General features: G+C 68.8%; 14 protein-coding genes and 1 pseudogene. 10 read left to right on the plus strand and 5 right to left on the minus strand.

What is annotated here, in order from left to right:
- Positions 1-57: 57 nt before the first annotated feature.
- The gene (locus tag ED92_RS39940) at positions 58-1206 is read right to left on the minus strand and encodes an isochorismate synthase (RefSeq protein ID WP_037347961.1); all 1149 of its coding nucleotides are present in this window, start codon (positions 1204-1206) and stop codon (positions 58-60) included.
- A 100-nt stretch (positions 1207-1306) separates the two neighbouring features.
- Positions 1307-1618 carry an integration host factor, actinobacterial type gene (gene mihF / locus ED92_RS39945; protein ID WP_005155963.1) on the minus strand — a complete coding sequence of 104 codons (312 nt, stop codon included), beginning with the start codon at positions 1616-1618 and terminating at the stop codon, positions 1307-1309.
- Between the two features lie 450 nt (positions 1619-2068).
- Between mihF and ED92_RS39950 the strand changes: the two genes are divergently transcribed.
- Positions 2069-3706, plus strand: coding sequence for a long-chain fatty acid--CoA ligase (locus ED92_RS39950; RefSeq protein WP_037347963.1), 1638 nt, complete (start codon positions 2069-2071; stop codon positions 3704-3706).
- Positions 3707-3806: 100 nt separating this feature from the next.
- Entirely contained in the window at positions 3807-5069 is a 1263-nt protein-coding gene (locus ED92_RS39955; protein ID WP_037348093.1) for an ABC transporter substrate-binding protein, read from the plus strand.
- Here the strand turns inward: ED92_RS39955 and ED92_RS39960 are convergent.
- On the minus strand, positions 5038-5487 hold the full coding sequence (locus tag ED92_RS39960) for a hypothetical protein (protein WP_037347965.1): 450 nt from the start codon (positions 5485-5487) through the stop codon (positions 5038-5040). The genes ED92_RS39955 and ED92_RS39960 overlap by 32 nt on opposite strands.
- Before the next feature lie 59 nt (positions 5488-5546).
- Between ED92_RS39960 and ED92_RS39965 the strand changes: the two genes are divergently transcribed.
- Entirely contained in the window at positions 5547-6146 is a 600-nt protein-coding gene (locus ED92_RS39965) for a TetR/AcrR family transcriptional regulator C-terminal domain-containing protein (protein WP_037347966.1), read from the plus strand.
- Here ED92_RS39965 and ED92_RS39970 read toward each other — a convergent pair.
- The gene (locus ED92_RS39970) at positions 6143-6577 is read right to left on the minus strand and encodes a hypothetical protein (RefSeq protein WP_016337460.1); all 435 of its coding nucleotides are present in this window, start codon (positions 6575-6577) and stop codon (positions 6143-6145) included. The two genes, ED92_RS39965 and ED92_RS39970, sit on opposite strands and share 4 nt — an antisense overlap.
- Positions 6578-6752: 175 nt before the next feature.
- Between ED92_RS39970 and ED92_RS39975 the strand changes: the two genes are divergently transcribed.
- The 5 genes and pseudogenes from ED92_RS39975 (at position 6753) to ED92_RS39990 (ending at position 11799) form a co-directional block, all read left to right on the plus strand.
- Positions 6753-8474 (plus strand): TIGR03767 family metallophosphoesterase, encoded by a 1722-nt coding sequence (locus ED92_RS39975; protein ID WP_037347969.1) that lies wholly within the window; start codon positions 6753-6755, stop codon positions 8472-8474.
- A gap of 70 nt (positions 8475-8544) precedes the next feature.
- Positions 8545-8643, plus strand: a pseudogene (locus tag ED92_RS43600) (PaaI family thioesterase); the annotation flags it as partial.
- 74 nt (positions 8644-8717) lie between these two features.
- The gene (locus ED92_RS39980; protein ID WP_052121316.1) at positions 8718-9983 is read left to right on the plus strand and encodes a C39 family peptidase; all 1266 of its coding nucleotides are present in this window, start codon (positions 8718-8720) and stop codon (positions 9981-9983) included.
- A gap of 80 nt (positions 9984-10063) precedes the next feature.
- Complete coding sequence (locus ED92_RS39985; protein WP_037347970.1) at positions 10064-11158, plus strand: S-(hydroxymethyl)mycothiol dehydrogenase; 1095 nt, start codon at positions 10064-10066, stop codon at positions 11156-11158.
- Positions 11152-11799, plus strand: coding sequence for a gamma-glutamylcyclotransferase family protein (locus tag ED92_RS39990; RefSeq protein ID WP_037347971.1), 648 nt, complete (start codon positions 11152-11154; stop codon positions 11797-11799). The genes ED92_RS39985 and ED92_RS39990 overlap by 7 nt, the downstream gene beginning before the upstream one ends.
- On the opposite strand, the gene ED92_RS39995 is transcribed toward ED92_RS39990, so the two are convergent.
- Positions 11777-13396 carry an FAD-binding oxidoreductase gene (locus ED92_RS39995; RefSeq protein ID WP_081976084.1) on the minus strand — a complete coding sequence of 540 codons (1620 nt, stop codon included), beginning with the start codon at positions 13394-13396 and terminating at the stop codon, positions 11777-11779. The two genes, ED92_RS39990 and ED92_RS39995, sit on opposite strands and share 23 nt — an antisense overlap.
- Positions 13397-13493: 97 nt before the next feature.
- Between ED92_RS39995 and ED92_RS40000 the strand changes: the two genes are divergently transcribed.
- On the plus strand, positions 13494-14057 hold the full coding sequence (locus ED92_RS40000; RefSeq protein ID WP_037347972.1) for a TetR/AcrR family transcriptional regulator: 564 nt from the start codon (positions 13494-13496) through the stop codon (positions 14055-14057).
- A complete protein-coding gene (locus tag ED92_RS40005; RefSeq protein WP_037347974.1) occupies positions 14054-15595 on the plus strand; it encodes a glycerol-3-phosphate dehydrogenase/oxidase in 1542 nt (513 codons plus the stop codon). The genes ED92_RS40000 and ED92_RS40005 overlap by 4 nt, the downstream gene beginning before the upstream one ends.
- Positions 15596-15642: the final 47 nt, after the last annotated feature.

A 15642-nucleotide genomic window follows, 5' to 3' on the forward strand; every position in this document is an offset into this window, starting at 1 on the left:
TTCGTCCTCTGAATGCGGTAGTTGCACGCAAGGACCGCATCCAGAGGACGAAACGCGTCAGATCTCCAGACCCATCGCGGCCAGCAGGGTGCGGAACTTCGCCGAGGTCTCGTCGAGTTCGGTCTTCGGGTCGGAGGCGGGCACGATGCCGCCGCCGGCGTACAACCGCATCGAGGTGTCGGCGATCTCCGCACACCGGATCCCGACGGCCCACTCGCCGTCCCCCGCCGCGTCGACCCAGCCGACGGCGCCCGCGTAGTACGCGCGGTCGAACGGCTCCAGCTCCTGGACCAGTGAGCGGGCGGCATCGGTCGGCGTGCCGCAGATCGCGGGCGTCGGATGCAACGCGGCGGCGAGGTCCAGCGCGGTGACGTCCTCGTCGATCAGCTCGCCGGTGACCGTCGTCGACAGATGCCAGATCGCCGGCGTCGAGACCAGTTCAGGGCCGCGGACGTCGAGCGTGCGGCAGAACGGCCGCAGGATCTCGACGACGGACTCCACCACCACGGCGTGCTCGACGTGGTCCTTTTCGGACGCCAGCAACGCCTCACCGTTCGCCTTGTCGATCGCCGGGTCCGCCGATCGGGGCATCGACCCGGCATGCGGCCGGGACACGACGGCGCCGCCGGTGCGGGAGAGCAGGAGTTCGGGGGTGGCGCCGACCAGCGTGCGCCCGCCGGGCAGCTGCACGGCGTACGTGGTGTGCCGGGGGTTGCCGTTCGCCAGGTTCCGGACGACTTCGGCGACCGGGACGGCCTCGTCGAAGTCGAGATCGAGAGCGCGGGCCAGAACGACTTTGCGCAGGTCACGGTCGCTCAGTGCCGCGACGGCCGCGCGGACGGCGGCCAGATGGGCCTCCGGCTCGGGCACGGGTGTGACCTTGACCGGCCGCGGAAGCGAGGTGCGCGGCGGAACGGCCGCGTGGTCGGACGACGCGCGGTGGACCGCGCGCGGGAGCACCAGATGCCCCGGTGTCGACGTGGTGTCACTGGTGTCGAAGGGCAGCACGCCGACCGCGATCGAAGCACCCGAGTCGGTGAACAGCCCGGGGAGCGCCCCGGACAGCCGCGACGGCTCGGTGTCGGTCGCGGTGGCCACGGCCCCGCTCGCGAGGAGCGCGTGCCGTGCCGTGGCCAGGAGGAAGTCGCCCCGCACGTAGCGGGCGGCCAGGTCTGCCGGGGTCGCCGGTGCGGTACTGGTCGTCACCCCACCAGCGTCCCAGGCTCCGGCTGAGACCAGGGGAAAGTGTTGCCCGGGCAACAGCCTCTCGGACAACACCTTCCCCCAGACAGCCTGGGCGGAAGCGTTACTTCAGCGCCTCGAGAAGGGCCTCGCGCTGCCGCTCGCCCAGGCCGGCGGCACGCCGGTCCGGGTCGATGCCGGCCTGCTCCAGCAGGGCGGCGACCTTGACCGCGCCCAGACCGGGCACGGCCTTCAGCAGCTGCGTGACCTTCGTCTTGCCGATGGTCTTGTTCTCCTTGGCCTGCTTGAGCACCTTGTCGATGCTCTCCTTGCCGGACTTGATCGACGCAAGCAGCTCGGAGCGCGCTTTGCGAGCCTCAGCCGCCTTGGCGAGGGCATCGGCGCGCTGCTCCGGAGTCAACGTGGGCAGAGCCAACGTAGTAGTCCTTTCATCTCAGGTCTCCGCTTTCGCGGCCGACGGCCTTTAACCATGCTTGCGAGAGCAAGCGCTGGCCAGCCGTCTCTGTACCACGGCTCCAGTAAACGCCACCCGTTCCTCGGCCGTGAAACCGACACGCACTTATTACCCCTCGACCACGCCACGGGCAACCCGCCCCAGCCTGCGGAAACACGCCGTTCGAGCGGCGATTCACCGGCGTTCATCACCCTTATGAGCGATGTCACCACTTCGCACAGTCAGCCATTTTTCGTTTCATGGTAAGAAAAATACGAATTATTGATGATCTTGGCCCGAACCGGCGAACACCCGTTAGCGCGACACTGTGACCGAACGGTTGCCTGCGATGTTACTGACCGGTTCACCCCTCCCGGATTAGAGTCGGCGCAACCCCAGTTCACCGGAGAACGAGCACCACGGGAGTACGCGATGTTGAGCACGATGCAGGACGGGCAGCTGTCACTGGGCAGGCTGCTCCGCCACGGCACCACGGTGCACTCCGAGAGCGAAGTCATCACCTGGACCGGTTCAGAAGCCCGCCGCGAGACCTATGGCGAACTCGGCAAGCACGCCGCGAAGCTCGCGAACGCCCTCCGGAGCCTCGGCATCACCGGCGACCAGCGCGTCGGCACCTTCATGTGGAACAACGCCGAGCACATGGCCGCGTACCTGGCCATCCCGGCGATGGGCGCGGTACTGCACACGCTGAACATCCGGCTGTTCCCCGAGCAGCTCGTCTTCGTCGCCAACCACGCCGAAGACCAGGTCGTCATCGTCGACGGCACGCTCGTCCCGCTGCTGGCCAAGCAGCTGCCCGAGCTGAAGACCGTGCGTCACGTCATCGTGGCCAACGGCGACGCCTCCACCCTCCCAGCGCCCGACGGCGTCCAGGTGCACTCCTACGACGAACTGCTCGCCGGTCAGCCGGACACCTTCGACTGGCCCGAGGTGGACGAGCGGTCGGCCGCCGCGATGTGTTACACCTCGGGCACCACGGGTGACCCGAAGGGTGTCGCGTACTCCCACCGGTCGATCTGGCTGCACTCGATGCAGGTCACGATGTCCGACAGCATGCGGCTGGCCCAGCACGACAAGGCCCTCGCGATCGTCCCGATGTTCCACGCGATGGCGTGGGGCATGCCGTACGCGGCCTTGATGGTCGGCGCCTCGCTGCTCATGCCGGACCGCTTCCTCCAGCCGGCGCCGATCGCCCAGATGCTCGCCGCGGAGAAGCCGACCTTCGCCGGCGCCGTCCCGACCATCTGGCAGGGCCTGCTCTCCCACCTCGACGCGAACCCGCAGGACATCTCTCATCTGCGTGAGGTCGTCGTCGGCGGATCGGCGGCGCCGCCGTCGCTGATGCACGCCTTCGAAGACCGCTACAACGTGCCGATCCTGCACGCCTGGGGCATGACCGAGACGTCGCCGCTGGGCAGCGTCGCGCGTCCGCCTGCCTCCGCGACCGGAGAGAAGGCGTGGGACTACCGCTACACCCAAGGCCGCTTCCCGGCGTCCGTCAGCGCCAGGCTGATCGGCGACGACGGCGAGGAACTGCCGTGGGACAACGAAAGCGTCGGCGAGCTCGAAGTGCAGGGCCCGTGGATCGCGGCGTCGTACTACGGCGGCAAGACCGGTGACGAGCCCGACCCGGAGAAGTTCCACGACGGCTGGCTGCGCACCGGCGACGTCGGCAAGATCAGCCCCGACGGCTACCTGACGCTCACCGACCGCGCGAAGGACGTCATCAAGTCCGGCGGCGAATGGATCTCGTCGGTGGACCTGGAGAACCAGGTGATGGCGCATCCCGCGGTGGCCGAGGCGGCCGTGGTCGGCATCCCCGACGAGAAGTGGGACGAGCGCCCGCTGGTCGCCGTGGTGCTCAAGGAGGGCCAGAGCGTCACGGCCGAAGAGCTGCGCGATTTCCTGTCCGACAAGGTCGCGAAGTGGCAGCTTCCGGAGAATTGGACCTTTGTGGACGAAGTCCCGAAGACCAGTGTCGGCAAGTTCGACAAGAAGCGGCTGCGGGCGTTCCACTCCGAAGGCAAACTCGACGTCAGTCAGCTCTAACGGGTTAATCTCCCGCGCGCCTGCGCTTCAGTGAAGGCCATCTTGAGGGACTCTGGTCCCTGGAGATGGCCTTCACGGCGTTCGGCGAAGGGTTTTGTTGGTGCGCAAGACAAACAGGCGGGCGTTCCTGGCACTGGCGGGGACGACGGTGCTCTCCGCCTGCGGGTCCAACACCGTCCAAACAGGAAACCCTCCGCCCTCGACGGCCTACTCCGCCGGGGTGACCAGGCCGAAACCGAAACCGGTGGATCTCACGCAGTGGTACCACCCGTATCCCGAGGCGGGCGTCCAAGAAGCCGTCACGCGCTACGCGGCGGCGTATCAGAAGTCCAAGGTCGCGGTGCAGTGGAATCCCGACGACTACGAAACGAAACTCGATGCCGCACTGCGGGCCGGGCCGGTCCCGGATGTCTTCGAAGGCCAGGTCACCGTCGAGCGCGTCCGGCAGAACCTCCTCGTCCCGCTCGACGACGTCATCGGGCCCGTGCGCGGGGACTTCAATCCTTCGGTGCTCGCGGCACAGACCGTCGACGGCAAGACTTACGGCATCCCGCAAGCGCTGGACACCCAAGTCCTCTTCTACCGCAAGAGTTTCCTGCAGGAGGCCGGGGTCCAGCCGCCCCAGACGCTGGACGAACTCGTCGATGCCGCGAAGAAGCTGTCCAAGGACGGCGTCAAAGGCCTGTTCGCCGGCAACGACGCGGGCGCGGCGGCGCTCGCCGGGCCGCTGCTGTGGTCGGCCGGGCTCGACTACGTCAAGGACGGGAAATCCGCCGGCTTCGATGATCCGCGCACCGCCACGGCGTTCGCGAAACTCCACGAGCTCAACGGTTCGATGCTGCTGGGCGCCGCGACGGACTGGCCGGATCCGCTCCCGTTCATCGACGGGATCACCGCGATGCAGTGGACCTGGCTGTGGAATCTGCCGAAGATCCAGGACACCTTGAAAGACGACTTCGGTGTCCTGGCCTTCCCGCGGCTCGACGCGGCGGGCGCGCCTTCCGTGCCGGTCAGCGGACTGAGCGCGATGGTGCACGCCAAGAGCCTGAACTCCAACGCCGCCAAGGATTTCGTCAAATGGCTGTGGCTGGAGCGCGTCGACTTCCAGCAGGAGTTCGCCACCAAGTTCGGTTTCCATCTGCCCGCGCGGCGGAGCGTGCTCGACAAGGTCACCGCGGCGGGCGACGCCGCGAAGCTGGTCAAGGAGAACGGGCGCGCCGCCGGTCCACTGTGGACACCGGCGGCGAACACCGCGCTCGTCGACGCGCTGGGCCGGATCGCCCGCGACGGCGCCGACCCGGCCACCGAGACGAAGGCCGCCGTCGAGGCCGTCAAAGCCGAACTGGGTCGCCTTTCCGCCTGAACGACCGCACGTAAGCGACGATCAGCACGATCGACAGGATCACCGCGCCACCGTCGGTGACCAGCGAAGGCAGCACGCCCGGCCAGCCGTGTTCGGCGATCGCCGCCCGGTGCACTTCGAACGGCACGACGAACACGCCGAAGGCTTGGGCGACGTTGAACGCGAGCACCGGCCAGAACAGCCAACGCCACCCGAACCACACCAGCAGGCCCAAGGCATTGCCGACGATGAAGACGTTCCCCACCAGCCGCAACGCGCTCAGGTATGTGGGCGCGGCGGCGGTGTCGGCCCCCTTGAGCCGCATACTCGCCTCGATCAGATCCAGATCGATGATCACGTAGTTCTGCAGCGTCGTCCCGAGCACGAAGACGATCGAGCAGAGCACCGTGACCAGGCGGAGCTTCGGTGTCCAGAGCATCACTTCCCCCGATCTCTATCAGCGATAGAGATAAATCTATCACTGATAGAGTCCGCCGGGTGGCACGCAAAGGCTCACTCGACCCCGCCAAGATCACCGAGGCGGCCGTCGAACTGCTCGACGACGCCGGCCTCGCGGAGCTGACGACCCGTCGGCTGGCGGCGAAGCTCGGCGTCAGCTCACCGACGCTGTACTGGCACGTGAAGGACAAGGCGGAGCTGCTGGATCTCGTCGCCGAGGCGATCTGCGCCGACGCCTTCGAGATCGATGGATCGCTGCCGTGGCGCGATCAGCTCGCGAGCGGGCTCCGCCAGTTCCGCGCCCTGCTGCTGCGTCACCGGGACTCGGCCGCACTGCTGCGCGCGCGGCCGCCGACCGGGTCGCACCGGCTGGGCCATATCGAGACGACCGCGCGGATCCTGCTGGAGGCGGGTTTCTCCGAAGAGGACACCGCCGGGATTTCGCGCCTGCTCACGGCGCACGTACTCGCGTCGGTCGAGACGCTCCCCGCGCGGAAGCCGGACGAAGGGTTCCTCGCGCGGCTTGAGGCCTATCCGCATGTGGGCAGGCTGGGGCCGGCTTTCGCGCGGCAGAGCGGCGAAGAGCTGTTCGAGCTGGGTGTCGAGGTGATCCTCGACGGGCTCGCGGCCCGGCTCTAGTCGCCGGACACACCCCAGATCGCCAACTCGACGGCGACGTCGTTCTCGTACAGCAACGCGCAGTTCGCGCTCCACCGAGGCCGCCGCTCGTACGGCAGCCGACCGGCCTTGTCGAGCTCGTCGAAGTCCGCCACGGAAGGCTCCTCCGTCCCGAACGCGGCGACAAGCTCGGCGTCGGTCAGAGGCCGGATCGTGCCGAAGTCGTCCTCACCCGTGGCGCTGATGAACTCGTGGACGTCGAGTACGGAATGGGTCCCGGACTCCTGGACGCTCTCCACCTCGTACAGCTCGTCGATCGAGTCCGGGCGGCCGAGTTCGTCCTCTTCCCAGAGGTAGTCGCCCTCCTCGAAGACGCGCGCCTTCATCGCGTCCAGCGCCGCTTCCGGGTCGCCGTCGAACCGGCCGCGGACGGACCAAGCCGAAGCACCCACCGGGCCACCTCCTCGCTCGTCGAGCGGCCAGCGTAACCAGCCCGCTTGGCTACTTGCGTATTCGGCCGAACGTGACAAATTTTCGCATTACCCTTTTCTGGCGTTCACCCCACGGCTAACGTCTTCCGGCATCGTCCTTCCGCGACACCCACCCGCGACGACTGGGGGCACCGCCATGTCCGTCATCTCCAGGCGCACCTTCACCGCGGCGGGCGCCGCCGGCGTCGGCCTGCTGCTGTGCACACCGACCGCCAACGCGCTCGACCGCGCGCTGGTGCGCACCGCGTCCCGCGCGGTCCGCACCGCGGGCACCACACTGGAAGCCGCGGCGGCCCCGCGGACCGGCGGTCCCGGTTACACGCGGCTGACCGCGGGCCCCGGCTGGCCACTCGTGGTCCGCGGCGATCTCGCCGCGCCGAAGTCCGGCCGCGACGACCGGCGCCGCGCGATGGCGTCCTTCGCGCAGTTCACCGACCTGCACTTCACCGACGCCGAAAGCCCCGCGCGGTTCGAGTACCTGCACCCGTTCGTCGGCTCGGCGCACCGGCCACAGGAGACCCTCGGCCCGGTCGCGACGACGGCGCTGGTGGAGCGGGTGAACAGCCTGAAGACCGGCCCGTTCACCGGGCGGGCGATCGACTTCATGGTCACCACCGGCGACAACACCGACAACCACGAGCTGATCGAGCTCGAATGGTTCCTCAAGGTGCTCAACGGCGGCACGGTGAACCCGACCTCGGGCGACCCGAACGTGCACGAAGGCGTCCAGACGTCCGGGTCTTCGCACTACTGGAACCCCGGCAAGCCACTGGACGACGCGTACACGAAGAAGGGCTTCCCGCAGGTGCCCGGCCTGCTCGGCGCGGCGTCGAACACCTTCACCTCGCCCGGTCTCGACGTCCCGTGGTTCTGCACCTTCGGCAACCACGACGACAGCATCGTCGGCACGGTGCCGGATCTGCCGGGGATGGACGCCTGGTACACCGGCCGCTTCAAGGTGATCGGCAAGGACGAGACGACGTCGCGGAAGCTCGCCAAGGCCATCGGGTCCGGCTCGGGCGTGCCGATCACGGAGCTGTTCGGCGGTTCCGGCACTATCCGCGAAATCACCCCGGACGAGCGACGGCGGCCGTTCAGCACCGCGGAATTCGTCCAGCACCACCTCGACTCCGCCAACACCGGTCCCGGCCCGGTGGGCCACGGGTTCAGCGGGAACAACGCCGACGGGCGGAACGTGTACTACACCTTCCGCATCGCGCCGGGGATCACCGGCATCAGCCTCGACACCACGACGATGGCCGGACTGGCCGACGGATCGATCGGGCTCGGGCAGTTCACCTGGGTGGAGAACACGCTCAAGCGCAACAGCTCGACGTACTACGACTTCTTCGGGCGCAAGGTCACGCAGAACGTGACGGACGAGCTGTTCATCCTGTTCAGCCACCACACCAGCGACACCATGGGCAACGTGCTGCCGGACGCGCGGCATCCGCTGGAGCTCCGGCTCAACGGCGACACGTTCGTCTCGCTGCTGCACCGGTTCCCGAACGTGCTGGCGTGGGTCAACGGGCATACGCACCGCAACAAGATCACCCCGCACGCCGGCAAGACCGCGAAGCAGGGCTTCTGGGAGATCAACACCGCCTCGCATATCGACTTCCCGCAGCACGCGCGGATCATCGAGGTCGCCGACAACGCCGACGGCACGTTGTCGCTGTTCACGACGCTGATCGAGGCGGAAGCGCCGTACGAGGCGTCGTACTCGGACACCTCGACGCAAGCGCTTGCGTCGCTGTACCGGGAGTTCTCGTACAACGACATCCACGCCTCACTGGGCGCGGTCGGGACCGCTCAAGACCAGAACACGGAGCTCCTGCTGCCCCACCCGCTCGCCTGACGCCCCCGCGTTTCGTCCTCTGAATGCGGTAGTTGCACGCGCAAGGATCGCATTCAGAGGACGAAACGCTCTGCACGCGGGCCGCAAGCTCATCGTGGTGGAAACCGAAATCCGCGACGACGAGGGCAGGCTGGTCGCGAAAGTGACACAGACCCAGGCCGTCTTGTAGGCAACTGTTTACATACCTCGCGCGACCGGCGAAAATCCCTTCCCTACTGGGTGGAATCGAGGGATGGAGCCGGGATGCGCATACGAGGGCTGGTCACGCTGCTGACGATCGCGACGATGACCGCGGTGACGGCACAGACGGCGGAAGCGGGACCTCCTCGTCCGGACGACGAGTCGATCGACTACCACGAATGGTCCGGTCACGCCGGTTTCCGCGACGGCAGGCTCGAAGGGCTCGGCCTCGACCACGGCGCCCTGCGCATCGACCGCCCGATCGGCACGATCGAGCACACCGAACCCGTGCTCGGCACCACGAAGACCTACGAATACGGCCAGTGGACGTCGCGGAGCCACACGCAGGGCTTCGACGCCTCCCAGCTGGTCGCTTCGTGGAACGCGAAGACGCCGGCCAAGACCTGGATCAAGGTGGAGGCGAAGGGCCGCACCGCGTCGGGCGCCGAGACCTCCTGGTACGTCATGGGCCGCTGGGCCAGCGGGGACGCCGACATCAAACGCACCAGCGTCGACGGCCAGAGCGACGCCAACGCCGCAGTCGACGTCGACACGCTGGTCATGAAGGCGGGCGTCGCGCTCCGCTCGTACCAGCTGCGGGTCAGCCTGTACCGCGAGGCCGGTTCCCGCGCCACACCGTCGGTGACGTCGGTCGGCGCGATGACGTCGCTGGTCCCGGACCGCTTCGAGGTCCAGGCGACCAAGCCGGGCCGCGCCACTGGGATCGAACTCAAGGTGCCCGCCTACGCGCAGAACCTCCACAAAGGACAGTTCCCGGAGTACGGCGGCGGCGGCGAGAACTGGTGCAGCCCGACGTCCACCGAAATGGTCGCCGAGTACTGGGGCAAACGGCCCAAGCCCGAAGACATGAAGTGGATCCCGGAGGGTTACGTCGATCCGACCGTCGCGTACGCCGCCCGCCACACGTTCGACTACGCCTACGACGGAACCGGCAACTGGCCGTTCAACACCGCGTACGCCGCATCACTCGGACTGCGTGGGCACATCACCCGTTTGCACTCCTTGAACGAACTCGAGAAGTACATCGCGCGCGGCATCCCGGTGATCACGTCGCAGTCGTTCAAGGCCGAGGAACTCGACGGCGCGGGCTACGGCACCGCCGGGCACATCATGGTCGTCGTCGGCTTCACCAAGGACGGTGACGTGATCGCGAACGACCCGGCCGCGAGCAGCAACGACCGGGTCCGGAACGTCTACAAACGACACCAGTTCGAAACCATCTGGCAGCGCACCAAGCGGTACAACACGAATGGCGGCGTTTCCAGTGGTCCCGGCGGCATCGCTTACATCATCACGCCGGGGCACTGAACCGATACCGCACCCGAGCGGATGTCGCGATCCGGGTCGGCTTCGTGGCAAGCTGCGAAGTCGACTAGTCGGAGGTGAGCATGCCGTACGAGGTCCAGGGCGTCGTTTCCCGCGCCAAGGGTGAGCCGGTCTCGCTGGAGCCCGTGACGGTGCCCGATCCCGGGCCCGGCGAGGCCGTCGTCTCGGTCAAGGCGTGCGGCGTCTGCCATACCGACCTGCACTACCGCGAGGGCGGGATCAACGACGAATTCCCGTTCCTGCTTGGCCACGAAGCCGCAGGGTTCGTGGAGGCCGTCGGCGACGGCGTGACGGATCTCGAACCCGGCGACTACGTGATCCTGAACTGGCGCGCGGTCTGCGGCACCTGCCGCGCCTGCCGCCGGGGCAGGCCCTGGTACTGCTTCTCCACGTTCAACGCCGCCCAGCCGATGACACTGGCCGACGGCACCGCCCTGTCGCCCGCGCTCGGCGTCGGAGCCTTCCTCGAAAAGACGCTCGTCCACAGTGGACAGTGCACGAAGGTCGACCCCGCCGCCGAGCCCGCCGTCGCCGGGCTGCTCGGCTGCGGGGTGATGGCAGGCCTCGGCGCCGCGTTGAACACCGGTGCGGTGAGTCGCGGCGATTCCGTCGCGGTCATCGGCTGCGGCGGTGTCGGTGACGCCGCGATCGCGGGGGCGAACCTGGCGGGTGCGAAGACCATCGTCGCCGTCGACACCGACAACCGGAAACTGGCGTGGGCCAAGGACTTCGGCGCCACGCACACACTGAACAGCAAGGGACTGAGCGAAGACCAGGTCGTCGAGGCGATCCGGGAGTTCACCGATTCGTTCGGCGCGGACGTCGTGATCGACGCGGTCGGCAGGCCCGAAACGTGGCGACAGGCGTTCTACGGGCGCGACCTGGCCGGCACGGTGGTGCTCGTCGGCGTCCCGACGCCGGACATGCGGCTGGATCTGCCGCTGATCGACTTCTTCTCGCGCGGTGGCTCGCTCAAATCGTCGTGGTACGGCGATTGCCTGCCCTCACGCGATTTCCCGATACTGATCGACCTCTACCTCCAGGGCAGGCTCCCGCTCGACAAGTTCGTCACCGAGCGGATCGCCCTCGACGGCGTCGAGCAGGCCTTCGGACGCATGCACGACGGAGATGTCCTCCGCAGCGTGGTGACGTGGTGAAACTCTTCACCGACGCCGATTTCCCGGCCGATCCGTATCCGGGAGCGCGGCCGGGGCATTCGTTCGTCCACTTCGACGGCGCCGGGCACAGTCTCGACACCGCGCCGGAAGGCTGGCGCGAACGCCAGGCCGTGCTCGCCTACGGCTCGAACGCGTGCCCGTCCAAGATCACCTGGCTGCGGGAGAACATGGGACTGGAAGGCCCGGTCGTCGTCTGCCACGCGCGCTGCACCGACCTCGCCGCGGTCTGGGCGTCCGGGCTGCGGTTCCGTGACGGGCAGCGCCCCGCGACGCTGGCCGCCGCGCCGGGTGTCGTCGAGGAGCACGCCGTGTGGTTCGCGACGCCCGAACAGCTGGCCGTGCTCGACAAATGCGAGGGCAACGGCATGCGCTACAACCTGGTGCGGCTGACCGCCCCGGCCATCACGCTCGACGACGGAACCGTGCTCGACGACGTGGTGGCGTACGTCGGCGCCGCGGACATCCGCCTGCCGATCCTGGTGGACGGCAGGCATATCCGCGTCGCCGACCTCGAACAGCGCCGGGCCGCCGCGCTGGACGGGATCCCCGCCGAAACGCACGGTCTGGACTGCACGCTGGTCGAGGCCGGGACGCTGATCAGACCAGCTTCCCCGGATTGAGGATCCCGCTCGGATCGACGGCCTTCTTCGCCGCTCGCAACACTTCGACGCCGATCTCGCCGATCTCCGCCGCCAGATAACGCGCGTGGTCGGCGCCGACGGCGTGGTGATGCGAGATCGTGCCGATGCCGGTGATCGCCTCCGAAGCGGCCGCCTTCGCCCGCTGCCATTGGGCGATCGGGTCGGCCTCGTCGCGTGGCGTGAGCACCGTGAAGTACAGCGACGCGCCCGTTTCGTAGGCGTGTGAGACGTGGCACATGATGATGGCGTTGCCGAGGGTCGCGGTGAGCGCGGCGCGGACGGCGTCCCGCAGGTCGCTCAGTTCCGCCCAGTACGCGGCGGTTTCCAGGGTTTCGACGCAGACACCGTTGTCCATCAAGGCGTCCCGCTGCCGAGGACCGGAGAACCGGCCGCGGCGCCAGGACTCGCCGAGCGCGGCCCCGATCCGGACGGCGCCGAACTCCTTCAGCACGCCGACGGTCTCCTGCCGTCGCCGGGCGACCTCGCGTTTCGACGCGCCTTCCCAGCCGACGATCAGCAGGCACGGCGCGTGCACTCCCCGCGCCTTGAGATACCGGCGCAGCGCCTTGGTCTTCACACTGTCGTTGAGCGCGAGCGAAACCTCGCTCTCGTCCACATCGGACAGTCGCGTGACGCCCGCGAGCACGTGCCGCTGGGCGAGTTCGCGGACCGCGTCGGTGCCCTTCTCCCAGCCATCGAGGACGAAACCCTCGTAACGGCGGACTTCCGGCACCGGACGGACGCGGAGGGCGACCTCGGTGATCACGCCGAGCGCGCCTTCGCTGCCGACGGCGAGCTGCCGCAGGTCCGGTCCCGCGGCCGAAGCCGGCGCGACGCCGAGTTTCCATTCCCCGCGCGGGGTCGCGAGCCGGACGCCCTTGACCATGTCCTCGAACCGGCCGTAGCCCGACGAGGCCTGCCCGGCGGACCGGGTCGCGGCGAATCCGCCGATGGTGGCGCGTTCGTAGGACTGCGGCACGTGCCCGAGGGTGAAACCGTGCGCGGCGAGCAGCCGGTCGGCCTCCGGGCCGGTGACCCCCGCCTGCAGGACCGCGATCCGGGAAACGGGATCGACCGAGACCAGTTCGCCGAGCCGGGTGAGGTCGAGTGCGACCACCGAGGTCTTGTCACCGCGCAGTGCGGCGACCCCGCCGACCACCGACGTCCCGCCGCCGAACGGGACGACGCCGACGTCGTACCGTGCGCAGATTTCCAGTACCGCCTGGACTTCGGCGGGATTCTCCGGCAGGACGACGGCGTCCGGCACCGGAAAATCACCGAACCCCCGGCGCCGTATCAAGTCCAGATAGGACAGACCACTGGCCCGTGCGAGCCGTTCCCCCGGCGCCGTCAGGACGTGCTCGGCGCCGACGAGTTCTTCGAGGTCTCGCTTGGGCCGCTCGTCCAGCACCGGTTCGGGAACGGACAGCGCCGAATCGGGCGCGAAGGGCGCCGCGGAGCCCAACGGCCCGATACGCTGGACGAGCCACCTCAGGGCCTTGGCCGGAAGGTGGGCGGCGTCACCGGCCTCGGGCGTCCAGGATCGTCTTAACCGGTGGTCAATAAGCTCGGTCACGACTACAGTGTTACATATGGACGTAAAACGTCACTCACCTGCGGAAACAGGCGTTTCGGCACTGGCGGACACCCGATCCCGCCAGGCCTCGACACGTGTGTCCGACGACGTTCTGCTCGACGCCGCGAAGAAGTGCGTGCTCGCCGTCGGTGTGCGGCGGACCACCCTCGCCGAGATCGCCCGGACCGCCAAGGTCAGCCGGATGACCGTCTACCGCCGGTTCCCGGACGTGCGCAGTGTGCTCGCGACCCTCATGACCCGCGAGTTCGGCGGCCTGCTGCAGGGCGCCGCGGAACCCGAGGTCGAGCCCGCCCACTTCCGCGAGAAGCTCGTCCAGAGCTCTTCGGCCGCCGTCGCCGCGCTGTCGGGCGACCCGCTGTTCCGCACCTTGCTGGACCTCGATTCGGAACTGGTCCTGCCCTACATCGTCGAGCGATTCGGGAAGACCCAGCGCTTCGCCGAAGGTGTGATCCTGCACCTGCTGAAGTCGGGCCACGAGGACGGCTCGATCCGCAAAGGTGATCTGGCCGCGCAGGCTCGCACCTTGCTGCTGCTCATCCAGTCGTTCGCGTTCTCGTACCGTCCCGCCATCGCGGACGTGGACGAGAAGGCGCTGATGACGGAGTTCGCCCACGTGCTCGACGCGGCGCTGCGCCCGTGACGCCGGGCTCGCTCAACGCTCTGCGGCGCGACCGGGAACTCACGGCGCTGGCCGGCGGGGAGCGGGTCGACCTGGTGGTGGTCGGCGGCGGTGTCACCGGCACCGGGATCGCGCTGGACGCGGCCGCGCGCGGGCTGTCGGTCGCCCTGATCGAGGCGTACGACCTGGCGTACGGGACGTCGCGCTGGTCGAGTAAGCTCGTCCACGGCGGGCTCCGGTATCTCGCCAAGGGCGATCTGGCGCTGGCGCACGAAAGCGCCGTCGAACGCGGAATCCTGATGACCCGCACCGCCCCGCATCTCACCAGGGCCATCCCGCAGCTGTTCCCCATGTACCGCAAGACCTCACGCGGCCAGCAGGCCTTCATCATGACCGGTCTCCTGGCCGGTGACGGCCTTCGCCGCGCGGCGGGCACCCCGGCGTCGGTACTGCCCCGGCCGAGGTCGATCCCGGCCGCGGAGGCACTGGCGCTCGCACCCGGCCTTTCCCCGCAAGGCCTGCGCGGGGCACTGCTGGCCTACGACGGCGCGCTGACCGACGACGCGCGCCTGGTGGTGAGCCTCGCCCGCACGGCCGCGGCACGCGGCGCGAAGATCCTGACGAGGGTCGAGGCGCTCCGGCTCGACGCGGAATCGGTGCTGGCGCGGGACAGGCTCACCGGGCAGGAGATCGAGATCCACGCCCGGCAGGTGATCAACGCGACGGGTGTCTGGGCGGGCGAGCTGGCGGAGTCGGTCCGGCTGCGGCCGTCGCGCGGCTCGCACCTCATCCTGGCCTCGGGGGCGGCGCGGATCGGCGCGACGTCGGTCAACGTGCCCGTCCCCGGCGAGAACAACCGCTTCGTCTTCCTGCTGCCGCAACCGGACGGCCGGGTGTTCGTCGGGGTCACCGATGAACCGACCGACGGGCCGGTGCCGCGGGTGCCGGCCGTGCCGGAGTCCGATGTGGACTTCCTGCTCGAAGTGGCGTCGACGGCGTTCACCCGCCCGCTGACTCGCGCCGATGTAGCGGGCTCGTTCGCCGGTCTTCGGCCGCTGGTCGAAGGTGGTGGCGGACGCAGCGCGGATCTTTCCCGCAAGCACGCGGTGGTGACCGGAGCCGACGGCGTGCTCACCGTCGTCGGCGGCAAGCTGACGACGTACCGGAAGATGGCCGAAGACGCCGTCGATGCCGCGCTGAAGCGGTCCGGGCTCCTCGCCGGACCGTCGACGACGTCCCGGCTCCCGTTGCTCGGCGCGACACCGCGCCACCGCCTGTCCACTGTGGACGCGCCACCTCGGCTCGTCGCGAAGTACGGCACCGAGGCGCCGCGGGTCGCGGCGCTCGGCGAGGTCGACCCGGAACTGGGGCTCCCCCTGTTCGACGGGACCGACATCAGCGCGGCGGAGGTCGTCTGGGCCGTGCGGCACGAGGGCGCCCTCGACGTCGAGGACGTCCTGGACCGCCGCACCCGGCTCGGCCTGGTCGCCCCCGACGCCACCGCCGCCCGCGCCCGCGTCCAGGAACTTGTCGACAAATCGCTCGCCGGCCTCGCCTGACCCCTCACCGCATTTAGTCCTCTAAATGCGGTGAGTCATGCCCTCAG

The organism is Amycolatopsis sp. MJM2582, assembly GCF_000754115.1.
GTDB lineage: Bacteria > Actinomycetota > Actinomycetes > Mycobacteriales > Pseudonocardiaceae > Amycolatopsis > Amycolatopsis japonica.

Bases quoted from the DNA above. Each gene is read 5' to 3' on its own strand.
- ED92_RS39960 (WP_037347965.1), bottom strand. From the start codon at position 5,487: ATGCTCTGGACACCGAAGCTCCGCCTGGTCACGGTGCTCTGCTCGATC.
- ED92_RS39985 (WP_037347970.1), top strand. From the start codon at position 10,064: ATGCCGTACGAGGTCCAGGGCGTCGTTTCCCGCGCCAAGGGTGAGCCG.
- ED92_RS39975 (WP_037347969.1), top strand. From the start codon at position 6,753: ATGTCCGTCATCTCCAGGCGCACCTTCACCGCGGCGGGCGCCGCCGGC.
- ED92_RS39980 (WP_052121316.1), top strand. From the start codon at position 8,718: ATGCGCATACGAGGGCTGGTCACGCTGCTGACGATCGCGACGATGACC.
- ED92_RS39950 (WP_037347963.1), top strand. From the start codon at position 2,069: ATGTTGAGCACGATGCAGGACGGGCAGCTGTCACTGGGCAGGCTGCTC.